Here is a 19,582-nt window from a genome sequence, read left to right on the forward strand (position 1 = left end):
CGCCTCCGGAGCAACGCCAGCGGTCGTTTCCTGGCCGATGGACGACACGATGCCGGCCCGCGTCGGCCGGCCTCCTCCACATCGGGACCCGCGCATGAAACTGATCTCCGCCATCATCCGCCCGTTCAAGCTCGACGAAGTGCGCGAAGCCCTGGGCGCAGCCGGCGTATCCGGCATCACCGTCACCGAGGTCAAGGGCTTCGGCCGGCAGAAGGGCCACACCGAGCTGTACCGCGGCGCCGAGTACGTGGTCGATTTCCTGCCCAAGATCCGCATCGAGACCGCCGTCACCGACGACAACGTGGATGCGGTGATCGAAACCCTGCAGGCGGCCGCCGGCACCGGCAAGATCGGCGACGGCAAGATCTTCGTCACCCCGCTCGAGCAGGTGGTGCGCATCCGCACCGGCGAAACAGGCGCCGACGCGCTCTGAGTACCCGCTGACGCCCCGTCCTCCGGCGGCGGCAGCCGCCGGGCAGCGGCAGGTCGCCGGCAGCTTTCCCCCCAACCGGAGTCGACAATGCGAACGGAAATTTTCACCGGGCCCAGGGCCCGGGTCGGTGGTCTGTGCCTGTCATCCGCGTCCGCTGGCCTTGCGCTGGCGATGCTTCCCCTGGCTGCATCGGCGCAGGAAGCCGCGCCCGCGTTCGACCGCGGTGACGTGGCCTGGATGCTGACCTCCACGCTGCTGGTGCTGATGATGGTGGTACCCGGGCTGGCGCTGTTCTACGGCGGCCTGGTGCGCGCCAAGAACGTGCTGTCGGTGCTCAGCCAGGTGCTGGTGGCGTTCTCGCTGGTGCTGCTGCTGTGGGTGGCCTACGGCTACAGCGTGGTGTTCAGCGAGGGCAATGCGCTGTTCGGCTCGTTCACGCAGTTCGCCTTCCTCCGCGGCTTCGGCCCGGGATCGGTGGGCAACACGCCCGTCGCCGGCCTGCCGGATTATCTGTTCGTGGCCTTCCAGTCCACGTTCGCCGGCATCACCACCGCCCTGATCGTCGGCGCCTTCGCCGAGCGCATCCGCTTCCGCGCGGTGCTGCTGTTCTCGGCGCTGTGGTTCACCCTGGGCTACCTGCCGGTGGCGCACACCGTCTGGGGCGGCGGCTGGCTGGGCGAGATGGGCGCCATCGACTTCGCCGGTGGCACCGTGGTGCACATCAACGCGGGTGTGGCGGGACTGGTGGCGGCATGGTTCGCCGGCAAGCGCCTGGGCTACGGCCACGTGGCCTTGAAGCCGCACAACCTGCCGTTGACCTGGCTGGGCGCGATGCTGCTGTGGGTCGGCTGGTTCGGCTTCAACGCCGGTTCGGCGGCCGCCGCCGACACCGTGGCGGCGCTGGCCTTCCTCAATACCCTGCTGGCCACCGCGGCGGCGGTGCTGGGCTGGACGCTGGTGGAAGCGGCGACCAAGGGCCATCCCTCGGCGCTGGGCGCGGCCTCGGGCGCGGTCGCCGGGCTGGTCGGGGTGACGCCCGCCTGCGGCACGGTGGGGCCGCTGGGTGCCATCGTGATCGGCTTCGTCACCGGCATGCTCTGCGTGTGGGGCGTCACCGGGCTCAAGCGCCTGCTGCGGGCCGACGACACCGCCGACGTGTTCGGCGTGCATGGTGTCGGCGGCATCGTCGGCGCGATCCTCACCGGCGTGTTCAGCGCGCAATCGCTCGGCGGTACCCGGGCCAGGCTGGATATCGCGCACCAGCTGTGGGTGCAGGTGGTCGGCGTCGGCTTCACCGTGCTGTGGAGCGCGCTGGTCACCGCGCTGGCGCTGCTGGTGGTGCGCGCGCTGGTCGGCCTGCGCGTGGGCGAAGAGGCCGAGCGCACCGGCCTAGACATCAGCACCCATGGCGAATCGGCCTACGAGACGTGAGCCGGATGGGCGGCGCAACCGGTGGGCGCCGTCCCTGCAGGAATCGGCAGGGCGGCCGTCTTTGCACTACATTGGTGCAATGCGCGATTCCGGATTCCCGCCCACCCCAGACATGATGGCCACGCCCCTGGTGTGGGCCGCGCCGGACGGCCGCATCGCCGGGGCGAATCCGGCGTTCTGCCGCTGGCTGGGGGTCAGCGTGCGGCGCCTGCTGGGGCAGCCGCTGGCCTCGCTGGAAAGCCAGGGAGAGGATCTGGCGGAACGGCTGGGCCAGCGGGAAGGCACCGACGCCGCGCGCCTGCCGCGGCTGGCGCTGGCGCTGCCGGGCGAGCGCGCCCGTTTCGCCGAGGGCTGGCTGACGCCGCTGGATGCCGGCGGCTGGCTGCTGGAGGCGCACCCGGTGGATGAGTTCGCCGCGCCCGATCCGGCGCAGGTGCTGCCCGGCGCCTTCGCCGCCGCGCTCAAGGGGCTGGCCCATGAGCTGCGCAATCCGCTGGCCGGGCTGAAGGGCGCGGCGCAGCTGCTGGCGCGCCGCGCGGGCAACCGCGATGCCGCCGAAAGCGAACTGATCGAACTGATCGGCGCCGAGATCGAACGCCTCAACACCCTGCTCGAACAGCTGCTGTCGCCGGCGCCGCAGCGGCCGCACGCACCGCTCAACATCCACGCCGCGCTCGAGCGGGTGCTGCGCCTGGCCGAGAACGAGGCCGGCTGGGCATTGCAGCTGCAGCGCGACTACGACCCGAGCATCCCGGAATTTTCTGGCGATGCCGACCGCCTGACCCAGGCGCTGCTCAACCTGGTGCGCAACGCGATCCAGGCCGGCGCCACCCGCATCGTGCTGCGCACCCGCGTCGAGCATGGGGTGCGCGTCACCGAGCATGCCCCGCCGCTGGCGCTACGCCTGGAAGTGGCCGACGACGGCCGCGGCGTGCCCGACGATCTGGCCGAGCACCTGTTCCTGCCGCTGGTCAGCGGCCGCGCCGAAGGCACCGGCCTCGGCCTGGCGCTGGCGCAGCAGGTGGCACGCGAACACCGCGGCACGCTGAGCTTCCGCTCGCGCCCCGGGCATACCGTGTTCACCCTGCTGCTGCCGTTGCCGGCTGCCGGCGAGGACAAGGAGATGGCCGATGCCTGACGTTCCCGCGCCGGCAGCCACGATCTGGGTGGTGGACGACGACCGTTCGGTGCGTTTCGTCCTGACCACCGCGCTGCGCGATGCCGGCTACACCGTGGAGGGTTTCGACAGCGCCGCGGCGGCGCTCGACGCATCAGCGCGGCAGCCGCTGCCCGACCTGCTGTTCACCGACGTGCGCATGCCCGGCGACGACGGGCTGGTCCTGCTGGAAAAACTCAAGGCCGCGCATCCGCAGCTGCCGGTGATCGTGATGTCGGCCTACACCGACGTGGCCAGCACCGCCGGTGCGTTCCGCGGCGGCGCGCACGAATTCCTGTCCAAGCCGTTCGACCTGGACGACGCGGTGGAACTGGCGCGCCGCGCGCTGCCCGAACCCGAGGCCCGCGTGGAAACGCCGCGCGCCCCAGCGGAGGGCGGGCAGGCGCCGCAGCTGATCGGCGACACCCCGGCCATGCGCGCGCTGTTCCGCGCCATCGGGCGGTTGGCGCAGGCGCCGCTGTCGGTGCTGATCAACGGCGAGACCGGTACCGGCAAGGAACTGGTGGCCAATGCGCTGCACCGCGAATCGCCGCGCGCGCGCGGCCCGTTCGTCGCGCTCAACACCGCCGCCATTCCCGCCGAACTGCTGGAAAGCGAACTGTTCGGCCACGAAGCCGGCGCCTTCACCGGCGCGGCCAGGCGCCACATCGGCCGCTTCGAGCAGGCCCACGGCGGCACCCTGTTCCTGGACGAGATCGGCGACATGCCGCTGCCGCTGCAGACCCGGCTGCTGCGGGTGCTGGCCGAAGGCGAGTTCTTCCGCGTCGGCGGGCGCGAGCTGATCCACGTCGACGTGCGCGTGGTCGCCGCTACCCACCAGGACCTGGAGGCGCTGGTCGAGCAGGGCCGCTTCCGTGCCGACCTGCTGCACCGGCTGGACATGGTGCGGTTGTGGCTGCCGCCGTTGCGCGAACGGCTGGACGATGTGGCGAGGCTGGCCGCGACTTTCCTCGCTGGCGCGTCGCGTCGACTGGACATGCCGCCCAAGCGTCTGTCCTCCGCCGCCGTACACGCGCTGCGCCAGCACGATTGGCCCGGCAACGTACGCGAGCTGGAGAACGTGTGCTGGCGCCTGGCCGCGCTGGCGGTGGCAGACACCATTTCCGCGGACGATGTGCATGCGGCGCTGGCCCGTGGCGGCCGCGCCCGCGCGGGCGGAACCGCGGCGGCGCCCGCGCAATGGGACCAGGCACTGGCGCAGTGGGCGCGCCAGCGCCTGGCCGAAGGCGCCAGCGGCCTGCATGCCGAAGTGCGCGAACGCATGGAGGCGGTGCTGCTGGAGGCGGCGCTGGCCGCCACCGATGGTCATCGCGGCGACGCCGCGGCGCGCCTTGGCCTTGGCCGCAACACCGTCACCCGCAAGCTGGGAGCGGGGCGCAGGCGCTGACCGGATCCATCCTTGTCCATCCCGGACTCCTGCCGGCCGGGCGGAATCGGGGGCGGGGCGGCCGTGTATGATCGGCTCCCGATGGAGAAGCCGCTGCCACCTTCGGACATGGCCGGCCAGGCGCGGGGCGTGGCGGATGGCCGGCCGCAGAGGCGCGCGGCACCGGCGCATGGCCCGCGCCCCCTGCATGTCTGGCCTGTACCCCGGATACCATGCTGAACGCCGATGCCTGGAACCGTCTGACCGACCTGTTCCACCGCGCCACTGAACTGCCCGAATCCGAGCGGATCACCTTCATCCATTTGCATGCCGGCGATGACCCGGAGCTGCAGCGCGAGCTGCTGGCGCTGATCGTCGCCGACACCGACGCCACGCGGCTGCGCGCTCCGTTGCGGCAGGCGGTCAAGGCCGTGGTGCAGGCCCGCGATGCGGAGGTGGCGTCCGGGACGCGCTTCGGCCCGTGGGCGGTGGAGCGGCTGATCGGCTCGGGGGGCATGGGGCGCGTCTACCTGGCCCGGCGCGCGGACGGCGCCTATGAGCGCGAGGTCGCGCTCAAGCTCGTGCACACGCCTGCGCTGGACGAGCGCCGCCACGGTCGTTTCGAGTACGAGTGCCGATTGCTGGCGCAGATGCAGCACCCCGCCATCGCGCAGATCCATGACGCCGGCGTCGACGCGGACGGCCACGCATGGCTGGTGATGGAGTACATCCATGGGCAGCCGCTCTCCGCATGGTGCGACCAGGACGCGTCGAGCCTGCGCCAGCGCGTCAAGCTGCTGGCCAGGGCCGCCGAAGGCGTGCAGCACGCGCACCAGAAGGGCGTCATCCATCGCGATCTGAAACCGGGCAACATCCTGGTCGCCACGGTCGATGGACAACCCCTGCCGAAGATCATCGACTTCGGCATCGCCATCGAGACCGAAGAGGCGGCCGACGCGGTGGGCGGCGGCACGCCCGGCTACATGAGCCCGGAACAGGCGGCGCCGGGCGGCGACATCGATGCGCGCAGCGATGTGTACTCGCTTGGCGCGCTGCTGTACGAGCTCGCCTGCGGCGTGCGTCCGGAACCCGGTTCCGGCATTCCCCCGTCGGGATGCCTGCGGGCGCTGCCGGATGGACGGCAACGGGAAGCCGCGGAGCTGCGCAGGACCACGCCGCGGCGGTTGCTGCGCGAACTGCGCGACGGACTGGATGCGATCGCGCTCAAGGCGCTGCAGGCCGAGCCGGCTGCGCGCTACGACTCGGTATCGTCGCTGCTGGACGACCTGCGGCGCTGGCTCGCCCACTATCCGCCGCGCGCGGCGGGGACCGCGCGGCTGTTGGCGATGCGCTCGTTCGTACGCCGGAACCGGCTGATGGTGGCCGCCGCCGCCCTCGTGGCGGCGGCACTGGTATCCGGCCTGGCCATCACCGCCTGGTCGCTGCGCGAAGCGCGCCAGGAGGCGGCACGGGCGAAGGTGACCTCGGAGTTCCTGGCCTCGGTGCTGGACAGCGTCGATCCGGCGATCTCGCAGGACATGGACAAGACGCTGATGCTGCGCGTGCTCGACGATGCGTCCAGGCGCGCCGCGCGGGAGCTGGCCGCCTATCCGGACATCCAGGCCGACATGGAGCTGCTCATCGGCATCAACCAGAACAGCCTGGCGGAGTTCGGGCCTGCCGTCGCCCACCTGCAGGCGGTGCGCGAACTGGCCGGGCGGCATCCCGGCCTGCTCGAGTTCCAGTACCTGCGCGCGACCCAGGTGCTGGGCGATGCGTTGGTGGGCGCCGGCAAGCAGCGGGAAGCCGGCACCGTGCTTGCCGAGGGCATCGAACGGGCACGCCGCGGCAAGCCTGAGTACCTGTGGCTCGCCTACGACATGCAATCCCGCCTGGCGATGGTGCTCATCGGTATGGGGCGACCGGCCGAAGCATTGCGCGATGCGCGCGAGGCGGAGAAGGGACTGGCGCGCCTGCTGCCCGCGGACAACCAGAACCGCCTGGACGCGGAAAAGCGTCTCGCCAACGTGCTTTCCAGCACGGGCGGTCAGGTGCAGGCCATCGCGCTGCTGCGCGACCTTGTCCAGCGTCGGACGGCCGCCATGGGGGCCGATCATCCGCTGACCCTGGTCACCCGCAGCGATCTCGCCGTGGCCTATCTGTACCAGCGCGACTTCCCTGCCGCCGAAGTGCAGTTGCAGGAAGTGGTGAGCGCTTATCGGCGCCTGTATGGGGACGACAACAGCTATACCGCCTCCGTCCGCGGCCTGCTGGCCAGCGCCCTGCGCCAGCAGGGCAAGGTGGAGGAATCCGGGCCTCACTATCGCGCCGCGATGGAATGGAGCAGCGCCCATTCGGGGCCGGAAGCGCTGGATACGCTCATCACCCGTCACAATCACGCCAACTGGCTGCTGGAGTCCGGCCACGCGGAAGCGTCGGAACAGGAGCAGCGCGCACTGCTGGAGATCGCGGACCGGACCCTGTCGCGCAACCACCCGGTCACCGCCGAGATCCTGCGCGGCCTGGCCGAGGCCGAACTGGCGCTCGGCGAAGTCGGCGCTGCGCATGGCCATGCCGAAGCCGCACTGCGGGCGATGCGGGCGGTCCATGGCGACGACAGCGACGATCCCCTGCGCAGCGTGCGCGAGACCCTGGCGAAGGTCGAGGCGGCCGGCAAGAAGGCGTCCGGCGGCTCGAGACAGGCACCGCCGTAGCGCACCGTCTGCGCTCACGCGGCTCGCATCGTGCATGCGCGGAGCCGCATCGGCGCCCGCGATCAGGGCGATGCGTGCGTTTGTCTGGTGCCGGGCATACGATGGTTTCCCTGCCCGAGGCAGGAGCAGACGACCATTGCAGATGCCCCGGGAGCCCACCATGCGCCTTCGCCTACCTCTGACGATCCTCGCCGGCAGCGCCCTGCTGGCCGGTTGCGGCACCCGCCCGCCGGCCAGGCCGGAAGCGCCGCCAGCACCGGCGGCGGTCAGCACCGCGCAGATGGCCGAGGCGAACCTGGCACCGGCCTCGGCCAGCCTGGTCAGCGGGCGCGTGGCACTGGTGCCGGAAGCCGGCGGCGTACATATCACCGGCGTGATCGGCGGCCTGCCGCGCGGCCGCCAGGCTGCATTCCACGTGCACGAGAAGGGCGACTGCAGCGCGGTGGATGCCGCCAGCGCGGGCGGTCACTTCAACCCGGCGGCGCAGCCGCATGGCCGCGCCGGCAGCGGCGCGCACCATGCCGGCGACATGGATAACCTGCAGGCCAATGCCGATGGCGTCGTGCACGTGGACGTACACCTGCGCGGCGTTACCCTTGGCGGCGGCGCGGCCAACGACATCGCCGGTCGCGCGCTGGTGGTCCATGCCGATGCCGATGACTACCACAGCCAGCCGGCAGGCAATGCCGGCGCCCGGGTCGCCTGCGGGGTGATCCGCGTGACCCGCTGAATGCGGCGATCCGGTCGATCCGGCACCAATCAAGGGAGTACGACGATGCGTTTGATCCACACCAGCCTGTTCCTCGCCAGCGCCTTGGCGCTGGGCGCCTGCAAGCAGGGCGCCGAGCCCGCTGCCGCCCCCGCCGACGCCGCCAGCGCGCCGGCCCCGGCCGTCGATCCCGCCGCGCCGCCGGCCATGGAGCCTGCGGCAGCCAGCGCAGCAGCCGTGGCCACCGCCGACCTGCAGCCGACCAGGGACAGCACCGTCAAGGGCAGCATCCGCTTCACCCTGGTGGACGGCAGGCTGCATGCCAGCGGCGACATCAGCGGGCTCAAGCCGGGCAGCGAGCATGGTTTCCACATCCATGAGAAGGGCGACTGCAGCGCGCCGGACGGCACCAGCGCCGGCGGCCACTTCAACCCGGGCAACGCCGAGCACGGCAGCATCGACGCGGCCGTGCACCATGGCGGCGACATGCCCAACATCGTCGCCGACGCGCAGGGCAACGCCCATGTCGACGGCCCGGTGTCGAGCAACGTCAATGCCGGCAAGGGCGATGGTTTCGACATCATCGGCCGCGGCCTGATTGTGCATGCCGATCCGGACGACTATCACAGCCAGCCGACCGGTAATGCCGGCGCGCGGCTGGCCTGCGCGGTGATCACCAAGGCCGAGTGAGGTTTCCGTCGCGGAAGTGAAAACGCCGGCATTGCCGGCGTTTTCGATCAGGCGTTTCCCCGCAGGCGCTTGAATGTGGGCGGGTGGTGGGGCCCGGGCTAGGTCCCGCAGCCGGCGGGGCTCGCCGGGGCCGGGCTCACATATGTGACTTGCCCGTTGCAGATGCGGTAGGCGAACGATTGGCTTGCCAGGCCCGGGTCGGGAACGGTCGCGGTATGCAGCACGCGGCCGTCGCGTGATACCAGGCGGACCAGCGTCCCATGCGGGCTGGCGGCATTGCCTGGCGTCACGAGTTCCAGTGCGGCGCCATCGGCCAGCTGGAGTGTCATTGCCTGGCGGGCCGGAAGGCGAAGGTCGAAATCCACCGGCACACCGTCGTCGTACTGCACGGAGCCGGTGAACTGGACTTGCTCAGGGGCAAGTGCGAAAGCGGGAAGCGGCAGGCCGCACACCAATAAGGCGATAGCGATGGTCTTCACCGTGCATCTCCAATGTTGTGTGAGCGGGCCCCGTACAGGATAGAGCGGATGATCCCCGCAGCCTGGCCGGCATCGTCGCCCTGCGGGAAGACCGCTGCAAGCAGGGCGCCATCGCATCGGAACAGTGGGCGGCAGGGAAAAGAAAACGCCGGCGGAGGCCGGCGTCTGTCCATTCATGCTTGGCTGGCCCGTGGTTGCCCGATCGTCAGCGCGCCATCACCACGCGCGCGTCCTGGCCGGCTTCGACGTGCACGTACAGCACGTCCAGGCCGTGGGCCTCGAGCACCGCGGCCATCTGCCGCTGGCGCATCAGGTACTGCTCGTAGATGCGCTGCAGGCGGTCGCAGTCGTTTTTGTCCTGGGCGTAGTGCGCGCACCAGCCGGCGGGATCGAACAGCGCCATGCGTACCTCGCTGCCGGCATAGCGCAGCAGCGGTTCGGGCGCGACGTCCAGCCACTGCTCGCGCTCGGGCGAGAACATTGCCGTCTCCAGCAGCGGCCACAGTCCGGCCAGGCCCTGGTTGTCGTACTGCATGGCCATCATCGCGGCCAGGTCGTTGACGGTGAAATAACGCGCGTGCTCGACCTGCGCGCCGAAGGCGTTCTGCGCCAGCAGGGCGGTATCGGCCTGGGCCATGCCGTTGGCCAGCAGTACCTCTTCCAGCGCATCGCGGGTCTCGGCCAGCAGCGTGCCATCGCTGCCGGTCAGCACGAACGGCAGGACGCGCAGGCCGCCGCCGGTGAGCGCAGGGTCGGCCTGCAGGGGCAGCGGCACCTCGCCGGAGGCGTCGGCACCGAAGGCGAGCAGGCGTGGTCCCTGGTTGCGGCCGGGCGCGCGCATCTGCAGCTCTTCCAGGCGCCGGTGGACCGGCCAGCCAGGGCGCAGCACCTCGGCCGGGTCGAAATGCGCCGCGGCCAGCACCAGGTCCAGCCCGCTGGCCTGTGGCACCAGCCTGGCCAGGTCGCGGCCCACCAGCGTGGCCAGTTCGCCGGCCTGATCGGAAGGCAGCGCGGCGCGCGCGGGTTGCTGGCCGCCGGCCAGTTCCAGCGCCATCACGCCCAGTGCGTTCATGTCGGGGTTGGAATTGCTCATGGTTCGCGGTTGGCCCGTCACAGGCTCGAAGCTACACTCGATGTCCATTATGCCTGCTGCCGCAGGCAGGTCCGCGTCGCCTTCCCCCACCAGCCCCAGGTAACCGCATGTCCAGCGCCCGTCCCGTCGCCATCCTCGGTGGTGTCCGCATCCCGTTCTGCCGCCAGAACACCGCCTACGCGGATGTCGGCAATCTCGGCATGTCGGTGCGCACGCTCGGCGCGCTGGTCGAACGCTTCGGCCTGCACGGGCAGCAGCTGGGCGAAGTGGCGATGGGCGCGGTGATCAAGCACCCCAGCGACTGGAACCTCGGCCGCGAGGCCGCGCTGTCCTCCGGGCTGTCGCCGCTGACCCCGGGCATCACCCTGCAGCGCGCCTGCGGCACCTCGCTGGACAGCATCATTACCGTGGCCAACAAGATCGCCCTGGGCCAGATCGACTCGGGCATCGGCGGCGGTTCGGACACCACCTCCGACGTGCCGATCGTCTACGGCAAGAAGCTGCGCGGGCGCCTGCTGGCCGCCAACCGCGCCAAGAGCACCGGCGACAAGATCAAGGCGCTGCTGTCCGGCTTCCGCCTGTCCGAGCTCAAGCCCGAGTTCCCCGGCGTGGCCGAGCCGCGCACCGGCAAGAGCATGGGCGACCACTGCGAGGACATGGCCAAGGAGTGGAACATCTCGCGCGATTCGCAGGACGAATGGGCGGTGTCCTCGCACCGCAAGCTGGTCGCCGCCTACGAGCGCGGCTTCTTCGGCGACCTGATCGCGCCGTTCCGCGGCGTCGAGCGTGACAACATCCTGCGCCCGGACACCTCGCTGGAGAAGCTGGCCACGTTGAAGCCGGCGTTCGACAAGACCTCCGGCCGCGGCACGCTCACCGCCGCCAACTCCACGCCGCTGACCGACGGCGCCGCCGCGGTGCTGCTGGCCAGCGAGGAATGGGCGCGCGCCCACGGCCACGAACCGCTGGCCTACCTGCGCGACGCGCAGGTGGCGGCGGTGGACTTCGTGCACGGCGAAGGCCTGCTGATGGCGCCGACCATCGCCGTGCCGGAGATGCTCCGGCGCAACGGCTTGACCCTGCAGGACTTCGACATCTACGAAATCCACGAGGCCTTCGCCGCGCAGGTGCTGTGCACGCTGCGCGCCTGGGAGAGCGAGGACTACTGCCGCAACCGCCTGGGCCTGGACGCGCCGCTGGGCCGCATCGACCCGGAGAAGATCAATCCGCTGGGTTCGTCGCTGGCCACCGGCCATCCGTTCGCCGCCACCGGCGCGCGCATCGTCGCGACCGTGTCCAAGGAACTGGCCGAACGCGGCGGCGGCCGCGCGCTGGTGTCGATCTGCACCGCCGGCGGCATGGGCGTGGTGGCGATCATCGAGCGCTGAGCGCAGGTGACGGCTGTCGGCCTGCGGCACGGGCCGGCCGCGGCTCACACAGGCCTGCGTGACGGGCCGAATCCCGGCGGCCTGCGTTGCGCCTGCTTCCTTCGGGTGAACCGGCGTCAGTGCCCGCTGGCGGCATCCAGCCGCATGTTCCGCTTGATCGCCGACTGGCGGATGGTCTCGTCCGGTGCGGCGCCGGACGCCAGCAGCAGGTCCACCATCGGCTGGTTGCGGCAGCCGACGGCATAGCGCAGCGCCGTGGCGCCGCTGTCGGTCGCCAGGTTCGGCGATGCGCCGGCCTGGAGCAGTACGCGGGCCATGTCGAGCCGGTTGTTGGCCGCAGCGACGATCAGTGCGGTAGCGCCGGACTCATTGGTCATATCCAGTGCCGCGCCGCGTGCGAGCAGGTAATCAAATACCTGCCGCGAGCCGGAATGGACCGCATCCTGCAGCAGGCCGCCCGCGCGTTCCTGCAGGGGATGGCCGGCGGCTTCCATGCGTTCGAGCATGGCCACGTCGTCGGCGAAGGTCGCCAGGATCAGGGGGTCGAGCCACCTGCGTTCGGTCAGCAGGGCCGGGTTGACAAAGGCTGCAACAAACTTCGGATCGGGCGACTCGGGCAAGGGGGGCTCGACGCTTGCCAGTGCGGTGCTTATGGCATTGCGTTGCGCCTCGGTCGGCACCCCCAATGCGCAGACATTGCCGGAAGTGCGGGTGTTTTCGTATTGATGGCCCAGGACATCAAATGCCAGCGCGCGCGCCTGCATGTAGCGGCTTTGCGCCAGCGCGGGCGGGATGCACAGCACCAACAGGGCGAGTGCGGCCAGCTTCTTCATGGGCGTCCTCGCGCGAGGGGTGTTCAACCCGGCAGCCGCGGGAAACCGTGTGCGTCGCGCTCCTCGGCCACGGCCTGGTCCTGGATCTGCTGGCGCAGGTCGCGGCGTTGCAACGACTGGGTGGCGTGGCCGCGGCGGTGGTGCAACGCGTTGAGCAGGCATTGACGGGCCAGTGCGTCCTCGCCGGCGGCGGCGAAGCCTTCGCCCAGTTCCTCCCAGGCGTCGCTGCCGGCGCCCTGGGCGATGGCGCGATGCAGGAATTCCTCGGCCTGCGTCCACTGGCCCTGGCCGCGCGCCAGGCGCCCCAGGGTCAGCAGCAGCGCCGGGCTGGACGGATGCGACTGCAGCCAGCGCTGTGCGCTGGCGCGGCGCGAGTCGAGCTTGTCCACAGGCAGTTCGCCGTAGAGCGCGATCAGGGCTTCGTCCCAGTGGCTGTCCAGCGCCTGTTCGATGCTGCGCAGGGCGACGTCGTTCCAGTTCAACGCCACCGCACGGCAGGCGTAGCGCGTCACCGCGACCGGCGTGCCGCGCAGTGCCCTGGGCAGGACCTCCCAACGCGCGGCCAGGGTGTTCACGTCGCCGGCCTCGTCGAGCATCTGCAGGGCGAGCCGGGTTTCCAGCGCGGCCAGGGTGTCGGCCGGTACCGCCTGCTGCTGGCGCAGCGCGCCGAGCTGGCCATAGGCCTCCTCGGCGCGGCCGGCGCGGGCCAGCGCGTCGGTGCGCAGCCATAGTCCGCGCGGCGGCAGCGGCTGGATGGCCGGCAGGTCCAGGGCGTCGATGGCCTGTTGCGGCTTGTCCAGCTGCAGCCAGCGTTCGGCGCTGTGCAGGGCGTGGAGGGTGGCGTCCAGCGCGCCCAGCTGCTGCAGGTGCTGGCCGGCGCCGGCGGCGTCGCCACGCGCTTCGGCCGCGCGCATCGCCGCGACCAGCGCGATCGGGCGCACTTCCTTTTCGCTGGCGGCGCTGGCCAGCAGCTTTTCCGCGCGCTGCCACTGCCCGCCGTCCAGGGCCTGCAGGCCGTCGATCAGCCGTGCGCGCCCTTGCCGGCGCCGGTAGCGTGCCCAGGTGCGGAACGGTGCGCTGAGAAGGGTCCACAGCAGCCACAGCAGCAGACCGGCGATCAGCAGGGCCAGCAGCGCCTGCGGCAGGGTGGCGATGTAGTCGTTGCCGCCGGCGCGCACGATCACCTCGCCGATGCCGCGTACCGACTCCTGCCCCAGCCACTGCGCGCCGAGGATGCCGATGGCGGCCACCAGCAGGACGATCACCAGCGAACGGAATGCCTTCATGGCGCCACCTTGCCGTCGCGCATGCCGCGCAGTTGCTGCAGGGTACTGCCCAGTTCCGGCAGCGCGATGCGCAGGTCGACCTTGCGCAGTTCCGCCAGCGCATGGCGCTGGCTGCGCCGTCGCGGCGAATCCGGCCACAGCCGCAGCAGCCAGCCGTCCACGCGCTGCAGCGCCTGCTGCCAGCCATCGGTGTCGCCGCGCTCCAGCGCGGCGCGGGCCAGGCTCAATTCGATCTGCAGCGCGTCGCCGGCGGCGATGCGTTCGGAACGGGCCACCAGTACCTGCGGGTCGGCCGGGCGGATCTGTACCAGCGGCGAGAGCATCTGCTGCCACCACGATGGCTGCGCGCCGGCCACCTCTGCGCCCTGTTCCGGCAGGGAGTCCAGTGCTTCGACCCACTGAGTGAGCTGGCCGGCGGTGCGGGCACGGACGCCCGGGCCGAGCGCGTCGACCGCGCTGCGCTCCTGCAGCAGCGCCTGCCGCAGGTTCAGGTAGCCGGGGCTGTCCATGTTCTCGAGCACGCCGGCGGCCAGCGCATACAGATGGCGGGCGCCGTCCAGGTCGCCGGCATAGGCCAGGCGCTGCTGCGCCTGGCTGAGCAGCAGCTCGGCCTCTTCGCGGCGCACCGCCTGCGCGCCCTGGCGCGAATGGTCGGCCAGGCGCGCCACGTTCTCCTCCAGCAGCGCGTTGCGCTGGCCCAGCCCGAGTACTTCGTCGCGCAGGATGCGGTTGGTGGCGGCGACGTCCTGCAGGCCACGAGCGTTGGCGCGCTGGTCGCGGCGCAGCGCCTCCACCGTCTGCTGCAGCGCCGCCAGCTGCTGGCCGGCGGTGGCGCGGCTGCGCTCGGCCAGGCGTTGCTCCGCCTGCCAGCTCCGCCAGCCGTACCAGGCGGCCGCGGCCAGCGCGGCGAGCAGCACGATGGCGATGATCCAGCGCGCCATGCGGCGCCGTGGGGAGGGGGAGGAATCGTCATTCATGGGGGTACGGCATCCTTGGCAGGCCGCCCAGCGGGCGGCGGCGGTGCGCTTCAAGCATCGCCGCGACGCCGCACGGCTGCAAGCCGCCCGGGTGCTTCAGGCCGGGGTGGGAAACAGCGCGTCGCGCGCGGCGGCCGCGAGCTGGCCCGGCAGGGGCCCGGCGGCCACGTACGCATGGGCGAAACCGAGCGTGGTGGCCAGTTGCGCGAGCCGTGCGCTGGCGGCGACCACCGGCTGCTCCTGCCAGCGTCGGCGCAGGGCGGGCGGCATCTGCGGCAGCACGCGTTCGAGCGCTTCGCCGCTGCTTACCGCCAGTACGGCGGGGGCATCCAGCGCCTGCAGGCGCGACCACAGCGAGGACGGGACCTGCAGCGGCACGCGTTCGTAGACGTCCACGCGCAGCAGCAGCGCGCCGCGTGCCTGCACCTGGGCCGCGATCATGCCGCGGCCACCGGGCGCGGTGACCAGCGCCACCCGCTTCCCTTCCAGCCCGGCCATGGCCGGCAGCGCCAGCAGGCCTTCGCTGTCCATGCGGGCAGGCGCCTGCACGGCGGCTGCGCCATGCCGCACCAGCGTGCGCGCCGTGCCCTGGCCGACGGCGACAAGGCTGCCGGCCTTCAATTGCCCGAGCGGCATCAGCCGGGCGGCAGCGCTGGCGGCCGCCGGACTGGTGAAGACCAGCCGGTCGCAGGCCTGCGCCTGCAGCAGCTGGTCGCGGGTCGCGGCATCGTCGCGGGCCTGCAGGCGCCACGGCGAAACCGCGACCGTGCGCGCGCCATGGCGGGCGGCGGCGCGGCGCAGGCCGTCGTGCTGGCCGGAAGGACGCAGGGAAATCAGATACCAGGCCGTGTCGGCCGGCACATGGGCACGGCTGTTCATTCCATGCATTATGCGGGCGCTTTCCGTTTCCTGTTCTCCCGTACGGCTCCCCCATGTCCGATACATCCGATCACGACGCCCTGCTGCGAAGGCTGCAGGCCACCCTCGATGCGATGCCGCCGGTTGCGGCGATGGGCATCCGCATCGCCGGCTACGCCGATGGCGCGCTGCGCCTGCAGGCGCCGCTGGCCACCAACGTCAACGACAAGGGCAATGCCTTCGGCGGCAGCCTGGCCTCGGTGATGACCCTGGCCGGCTGGGCGCTGGTGAGCCTGCGCCTGTCGCTGGCCGGGCACGGCGCCGAGGTCTACGTCGCCGACAGCAGCATCCGTTACCGGGCGCCGGTCTATGGCGACCTGGACGCCACCGCGCGCGCGGCCCCCGACGAGGACTGGGGCGCCTTCCTGGCCCTGTTCGACAAGCGCGGCCGTGCGCGCATCGCCGTGCGCGCGCAGATCGAGGGCGGCGCCGCGGAACTGGAAGGGCGCTTCGTGGCCCTGGCCAAGGGGTAGGATGGCGCGGTTCCGGGGAGACACCATGCAACGACGACTCATCCAGTCCGCCATCGCCGTGCTGCTGGGCGTGACCATGGCCGCCCAGGCCGCCGGCCCCAGCCGCAGCCAGCGCAACAAGCTCACCCAGACCCAGGACGCCTACGTGGCGGCGGTGCGCTGGAGCGACTTCGAGGCCGCCGAGGGATTCATCGACCCGGAATACTGGAGGGCGCATCCGCTGACCGACCTGCAGCGCGAACGCTATAAACAGGTGCAGGTATCCAATTACCGCGAACGCTCCAGCGGCATGGCGGCAGATGGCGCCGTTGAGCGCCGGGTCGAGATGGGCGTGATCAACCGCAACACCCTGGCCGAACGCACCGTGATGGTGACCGAACGCTGGCGCTGGGACCCCGACGCCAAGCGCTGGTGGCAGGCGCAGGGGCTGCCGGACCTGTGGCAGGGCCAATAGGCGGGGCTGGCCGTCCCGTGGCCGGCTTGTGCGACAATCGCCGCCCGCTTGTCTGACCGTGACCCGAGTGAATTACGAAGAGCTGCTGGCCTTCGCTGGCCGAAACCCGATGCTGTCGCTGGCCTTCGCCGGCCTGACCATCGCCATCATCGTCACCGAGATCGCACGGCTGTTCCGCGGCTACAAATCGATCAAGCCGGCCGAACTGACCCGCCTGATCAATGCCGGCGACGCGGTGGTGATCGACCTGTCGGCGGGCAGCGACTTCGAGAAGGGCCACATCACCGGCAGCCGCAACGTGCAGCCGGCCCAGCTGACCCCGACGCACAAGCTGCTGGCCTCGGCCAGGCAGTCCCCGGTGGTGCTGGTGTGCCGTACCGGCACCGGCACGGCCTCATCCAATGCCGCCAAGGCGCTGAAGAAAGCCGGTTTCGAGCAGGTATCCGTGCTCGATGGCGGCATCGCGGCCTGGCAGGCGGCGGACCTGCCGCTGGTCAAGGGCCGCGGCTGAGCCTTCATTTGACGTTAAGCCCTTGTGCGGGGCCGCTGCCGCCCCCATCGCAGGTCTTGTAACAATCCCATTCAACGAACGAACCGTTCTGGAGTCACAGAGAAATGTCCGAAGAGAACAACAACGCCGTTCCGGCCGAAGCCAACAACGGCCCGGCGTTCACCGTCGAGAAGATCTACGTCAAGGACGTTTCCTTCGAATCCCCGAACTCGCCGACCATTTTCAGCGAGAACGTGCAGCCGGACCTGCAGCTGAACCTGAACCAGAAGGTGCAGCGCCTGTCCGACGAAGCCTTCGAAGTGGTGCTGGGCGTGACCCTGACCTGCAAGGCCGGCGACAAGACCGCCTACGTGGCTGAAGTCGAGCAGGCGGGCGTGTTCGGCCTGATCGGCCTGGAGCCGCAGGCGATCGACGTGCTGCTCGGCACCCATTGCCCGAACATCCTGTTCCCGTACGTGCGTTCGATGGTCAGCGACCTGATCCAGGCCGGCGGCTTCCCGCCGTTCTACCTGCAGCCGATCAACTTCGAAGGCCTGTACGCCGAAACCCTGCGCCAGCGCCAGCAGCAGGCCGATGGCACTTCGCTGGCCGACTCCGAGCCGGCCGGCAACGCCTGACCGGCGTCCATCCCTGCGGATGAGTACCAACGACGCGGAAAAGATCGCCGTCCTCGGCGCGGGCTCCTGGGGCACCGCGCTGGCCAGCCTGCTGGCCCGGCATGGTCACCCGACCGTGCTGTGGGGGCGCGACGCGAATGTGGTCGAGGCGATCGACCGTCGTCACGAGAATCCCCGGTACCTGCCGGGGATTGCGCTGCCCGACTTCCTGCGCGCCAGCACCGATCTGGCCGGTACCGTCGCCGGTGCCCGCTGGATCCTGGTGGTGGTGCCGTCGCACGCCTTCGGCGAGACCGTGCGCGCGCTGGCGCCGCTGCTGCCGGCCGGTGCCGGCGTGGCCTGGGCGACCAAGGGCTTCGAGCCGGGTTCCGGCCGCTTCCTGCATGAAGTCGCGCGCGACGTGCTGGGCCCGGACGTGCCGCTGGCAGTGGTCACCGGCCCGTCCTTCGCCAAGGAAGTGACCCTGGGCCTGCCCACGGCGATCACCGTGCACGGCGACGATGCCGCGTTCACCCAGCAGGTCGCCGACGCCATGCACGGCCCGGCGTTCCGCGCCTATACCGGCGACGACATGGTCGGCGCCGAGCTGGGCGGGGCGATGAAGAACGTGCTGGCGGTGGCCACCGGCGTGGCCGATGGCATGCAGCTGGGCCTGAACGCCCGCGCCGGCCTGATCACCCGGGGCCTCAACGAGATGCTGAGGCTGGCCGCGGCCATCGGCGGCAGGCCCGAGACCCTGATGGGCCTGGCCGGGCTGGGCGACCTGGTGCTCACCAGCACCGGCGACCTGTCGCGCAACCGGCGGCTGGGCCTGGCGCTGGGGCGTGGGCAGAGCCTGCCGGAAGCGGTGAAGGAGATCGGCCAGGTGGTCGAGTCGGTGCAGACCGCCGACGAGGTCATGCGCCAGGCCGGCCGTCATGGCATCGACCTGCCGATTTCCAAGGCGGTGCAGTCGGTGCTGCACGGCGAACTGAGTCCTTCCGATGGCCTGAAGCAGCTGCTGGCCCGCGAACAGAAGCCGGAATATCCGGAGACGCTGTTCAAGTAGGAATCGGCGAAGAAGAAAGAAAAAGCCCGGCGATGCCGGGCTTTTTCGTTGGCGACTGCATTGCACGGGCGCCGGTTCCCGTGGCGGTCGCCTTCAGCTCGTCTGGATCCTGCAAAGTGGGGCAGCGCCCCGCTGGGGTCTTCCCTGCTACAGCCCGCTGGACAATGCCAGGCCTGGCAGAACATCCCGCCCCGGCAGAAAACGGCCGCCCTGGGGCACCACAAAAAAAGAGCCCGGTCGGGGAGGACCGGGCTCCGGGGCGCGGGGGAGAGAGAGCACGCGCCTTGAAACGATGTACTGCCGGCTTACCAGGTGAAACGCGGGCCGACGAACCATTCCTTGTCGCCACCCTTGCCCAGCTTCACTTCGCCGCTCACGCCCCAGTTGGCGTTGAACTTGGCGGCAGCGCCGACGCGGCCATAGAACTCGCCGTCCGGGTTGTGGCCGGCCTTCTTGTTGTAGTCCTCGTAGCCGGCCAGCGCGTAGCCTTCGATCATCGGGGTGAAGGCGGTACGCACGCCGACCTCGGCGCTGTAGCCGTTGAGGGTCGGGGCATGCTGCAGGTCGAAGCGCTGGTAGGCCACGCGGGCCAGCAGGTCGGTGTTCGGGGCGACGCCGTAGTTGTAGCCCACGCCCAGGCGCCACTGGTCGACGTCGTTCTTGAAGGTGTCGGTCTCCTGGGTGCTGTAGTCACCGAAGACATGGAAATTCGGATGCACGGCCACCGAACCCTTCACCTTCCAGCCATCGGCGTCGCCGCCCTTGGCATCGGTGTTCACGTAACCACCTTCCACGTAGTTGTAGGACAGGCCATCGGTCGCCGAAGCAGCGAACGGCAGGGCGGCCAGCAGGCCCAGAGCGATCAGGGAAGTCTTCATTACGGATTACCTTTTTATTTTGGTTTGATCGACTTGGCGGTAATGGCTTGCCGGTCGACAGGTGTGAATTATCCGTTAGCCAACGGAATCGGCCCTGAATATCAAAC

The 19,582-nt window shown here is 70.7% G+C and carries 20 protein-coding genes; 13 read left to right on the forward strand and 7 right to left on the reverse strand.

Annotation, left to right across the window (positions count from 1 at the left end; translation table 11 throughout):
* Positions 1-94: 94 nt before the first annotated feature.
* The 7 genes from ABB22_RS06710 (at position 95) to ABB22_RS06740 (ending at position 8,520) form a co-directional block, all read left to right on the forward strand.
* Positions 95-433: a P-II family nitrogen regulator gene (locus ABB22_RS06710; RefSeq protein WP_055772808.1), complete on the forward strand. Its 339-nt coding sequence runs from the start codon at positions 95-97 to the stop codon at positions 431-433.
* A 171-nt stretch (positions 434-604) separates the two neighbouring features.
* On the forward strand, positions 605-1,864 hold the full coding sequence (locus ABB22_RS06715; RefSeq protein ID WP_425477789.1) for an ammonium transporter: 1,260 nt from the start codon (positions 605-607) through the stop codon (positions 1,862-1,864).
* 79 nt (positions 1,865-1,943) lie between these two features.
* Entirely contained in the window at positions 1,944-3,002 is a 1,059-nt protein-coding gene (locus tag ABB22_RS06720) for a two-component system sensor histidine kinase NtrB (protein WP_055772814.1), read from the forward strand.
* Positions 2,995-4,428, forward strand: coding sequence for a nitrogen regulation protein NR(I) (gene ntrC / locus ABB22_RS06725; RefSeq protein WP_055772817.1), 1,434 nt, complete (start codon positions 2,995-2,997; stop codon positions 4,426-4,428). Before ABB22_RS06720 ends, ntrC begins: the two co-directional genes overlap by 8 nt.
* Before the next feature lie 212 nt (positions 4,429-4,640).
* Entirely contained in the window at positions 4,641-7,121 is a 2,481-nt protein-coding gene (locus ABB22_RS06730; RefSeq protein ID WP_055772820.1) for a serine/threonine-protein kinase, read from the forward strand.
* 160 nt (positions 7,122-7,281) lie between these two features.
* Entirely contained in the window at positions 7,282-7,851 is a 570-nt protein-coding gene (locus ABB22_RS06735; RefSeq protein WP_055772823.1) for a superoxide dismutase family protein, read from the forward strand.
* A gap of 45 nt (positions 7,852-7,896) precedes the next feature.
* The gene (locus tag ABB22_RS06740; RefSeq protein ID WP_055772826.1) at positions 7,897-8,520 is read left to right on the forward strand and encodes a superoxide dismutase family protein; all 624 of its coding nucleotides are present in this window, start codon (positions 7,897-7,899) and stop codon (positions 8,518-8,520) included.
* A 98-nt stretch (positions 8,521-8,618) separates the two neighbouring features.
* On the opposite strand, the gene ABB22_RS06745 is transcribed toward ABB22_RS06740, so the two are convergent.
* Complete coding sequence (locus ABB22_RS06745; protein WP_152984058.1) at positions 8,619-8,999, reverse strand: hypothetical protein; 381 nt, start codon at positions 8,997-8,999, stop codon at positions 8,619-8,621.
* Between the two features lie 205 nt (positions 9,000-9,204).
* Positions 9,205-10,092 (reverse strand): hypothetical protein, encoded by an 888-nt coding sequence (locus ABB22_RS06750; RefSeq protein WP_055772832.1) that lies wholly within the window; start codon positions 10,090-10,092, stop codon positions 9,205-9,207.
* Between the two features lie 107 nt (positions 10,093-10,199).
* On the opposite strand from ABB22_RS06750, the gene ABB22_RS06755 reads away from it, so the two are divergent.
* Positions 10,200-11,480, forward strand: coding sequence for an acetyl-CoA C-acetyltransferase (locus ABB22_RS06755; protein WP_055772835.1), 1,281 nt, complete (start codon positions 10,200-10,202; stop codon positions 11,478-11,480).
* 116 nt (positions 11,481-11,596) lie between these two features.
* On the opposite strand, the gene ABB22_RS06760 is transcribed toward ABB22_RS06755, so the two are convergent.
* The 4 genes from ABB22_RS06760 to ABB22_RS06775 all read right to left on the reverse strand — a co-directional run bounded on the left by ABB22_RS06760 (position 11,597) and on the right by ABB22_RS06775 (position 15,455).
* Entirely contained in the window at positions 11,597-12,313 is a 717-nt protein-coding gene (locus ABB22_RS06760) for an ankyrin repeat domain-containing protein (protein ID WP_055772838.1), read from the reverse strand.
* Between the two features lie 23 nt (positions 12,314-12,336).
* Complete coding sequence (locus ABB22_RS06765; protein ID WP_055772841.1) at positions 12,337-13,599, reverse strand: heme biosynthesis protein HemY; 1,263 nt, start codon at positions 13,597-13,599, stop codon at positions 12,337-12,339.
* Entirely contained in the window at positions 13,596-14,576 is a 981-nt protein-coding gene (locus ABB22_RS06770; RefSeq protein ID WP_055772844.1) for a uroporphyrinogen-III C-methyltransferase, read from the reverse strand. The genes ABB22_RS06765 and ABB22_RS06770 overlap by 4 nt, the downstream gene beginning before the upstream one ends.
* A 96-nt stretch (positions 14,577-14,672) precedes the next feature.
* Entirely contained in the window at positions 14,673-15,455 is a 783-nt protein-coding gene (locus ABB22_RS06775; RefSeq protein ID WP_055772847.1) for a uroporphyrinogen-III synthase, read from the reverse strand.
* 53 nt (positions 15,456-15,508) lie between these two features.
* On the opposite strand from ABB22_RS06775, the gene ABB22_RS06780 reads away from it, so the two are divergent.
* From ABB22_RS06780 to ABB22_RS06800, 5 genes are all read left to right on the forward strand, one after another.
* Positions 15,509-15,967: a YiiD C-terminal domain-containing protein gene (locus ABB22_RS06780; RefSeq protein ID WP_055772851.1), complete on the forward strand. Its 459-nt coding sequence runs from the start codon at positions 15,509-15,511 to the stop codon at positions 15,965-15,967.
* Between the two features lie 25 nt (positions 15,968-15,992).
* Complete coding sequence (locus ABB22_RS06785) at positions 15,993-16,421, forward strand: hypothetical protein (protein WP_055772854.1); 429 nt, start codon at positions 15,993-15,995, stop codon at positions 16,419-16,421.
* 67 nt (positions 16,422-16,488) lie between these two features.
* Positions 16,489-16,932 (forward strand): rhodanese-like domain-containing protein, encoded by a 444-nt coding sequence (locus ABB22_RS06790; RefSeq protein ID WP_055772857.1) that lies wholly within the window; start codon positions 16,489-16,491, stop codon positions 16,930-16,932.
* Positions 16,933-17,036: 104 nt separating this feature from the next.
* A complete protein-coding gene (secB, locus tag ABB22_RS06795) occupies positions 17,037-17,549 on the forward strand; it encodes a protein-export chaperone SecB (RefSeq protein WP_055772860.1) in 513 nt (170 codons plus the stop codon).
* A gap of 19 nt (positions 17,550-17,568) precedes the next feature.
* Complete coding sequence (locus tag ABB22_RS06800) at positions 17,569-18,597, forward strand: NAD(P)H-dependent glycerol-3-phosphate dehydrogenase (RefSeq protein ID WP_055772862.1); 1,029 nt, start codon at positions 17,569-17,571, stop codon at positions 18,595-18,597.
* Positions 18,598-18,902: 305 nt separating this feature from the next.
* On the opposite strand, the gene ABB22_RS06805 is transcribed toward ABB22_RS06800, so the two are convergent.
* On the reverse strand, positions 18,903-19,475 hold the full coding sequence (locus ABB22_RS06805; RefSeq protein WP_055772865.1) for an OmpO family porin: 573 nt from the start codon (positions 19,473-19,475) through the stop codon (positions 18,903-18,905).
* Positions 19,476-19,582 lie beyond the last annotated feature (107 nt).

Origin of the sequence: Stenotrophomonas nitritireducens (assembly GCF_001431425.1) — a bacterium.
Taxonomy (GTDB): Bacteria; Pseudomonadota; Gammaproteobacteria; order Xanthomonadales; family Xanthomonadaceae; genus Stenotrophomonas; species Stenotrophomonas nitritireducens.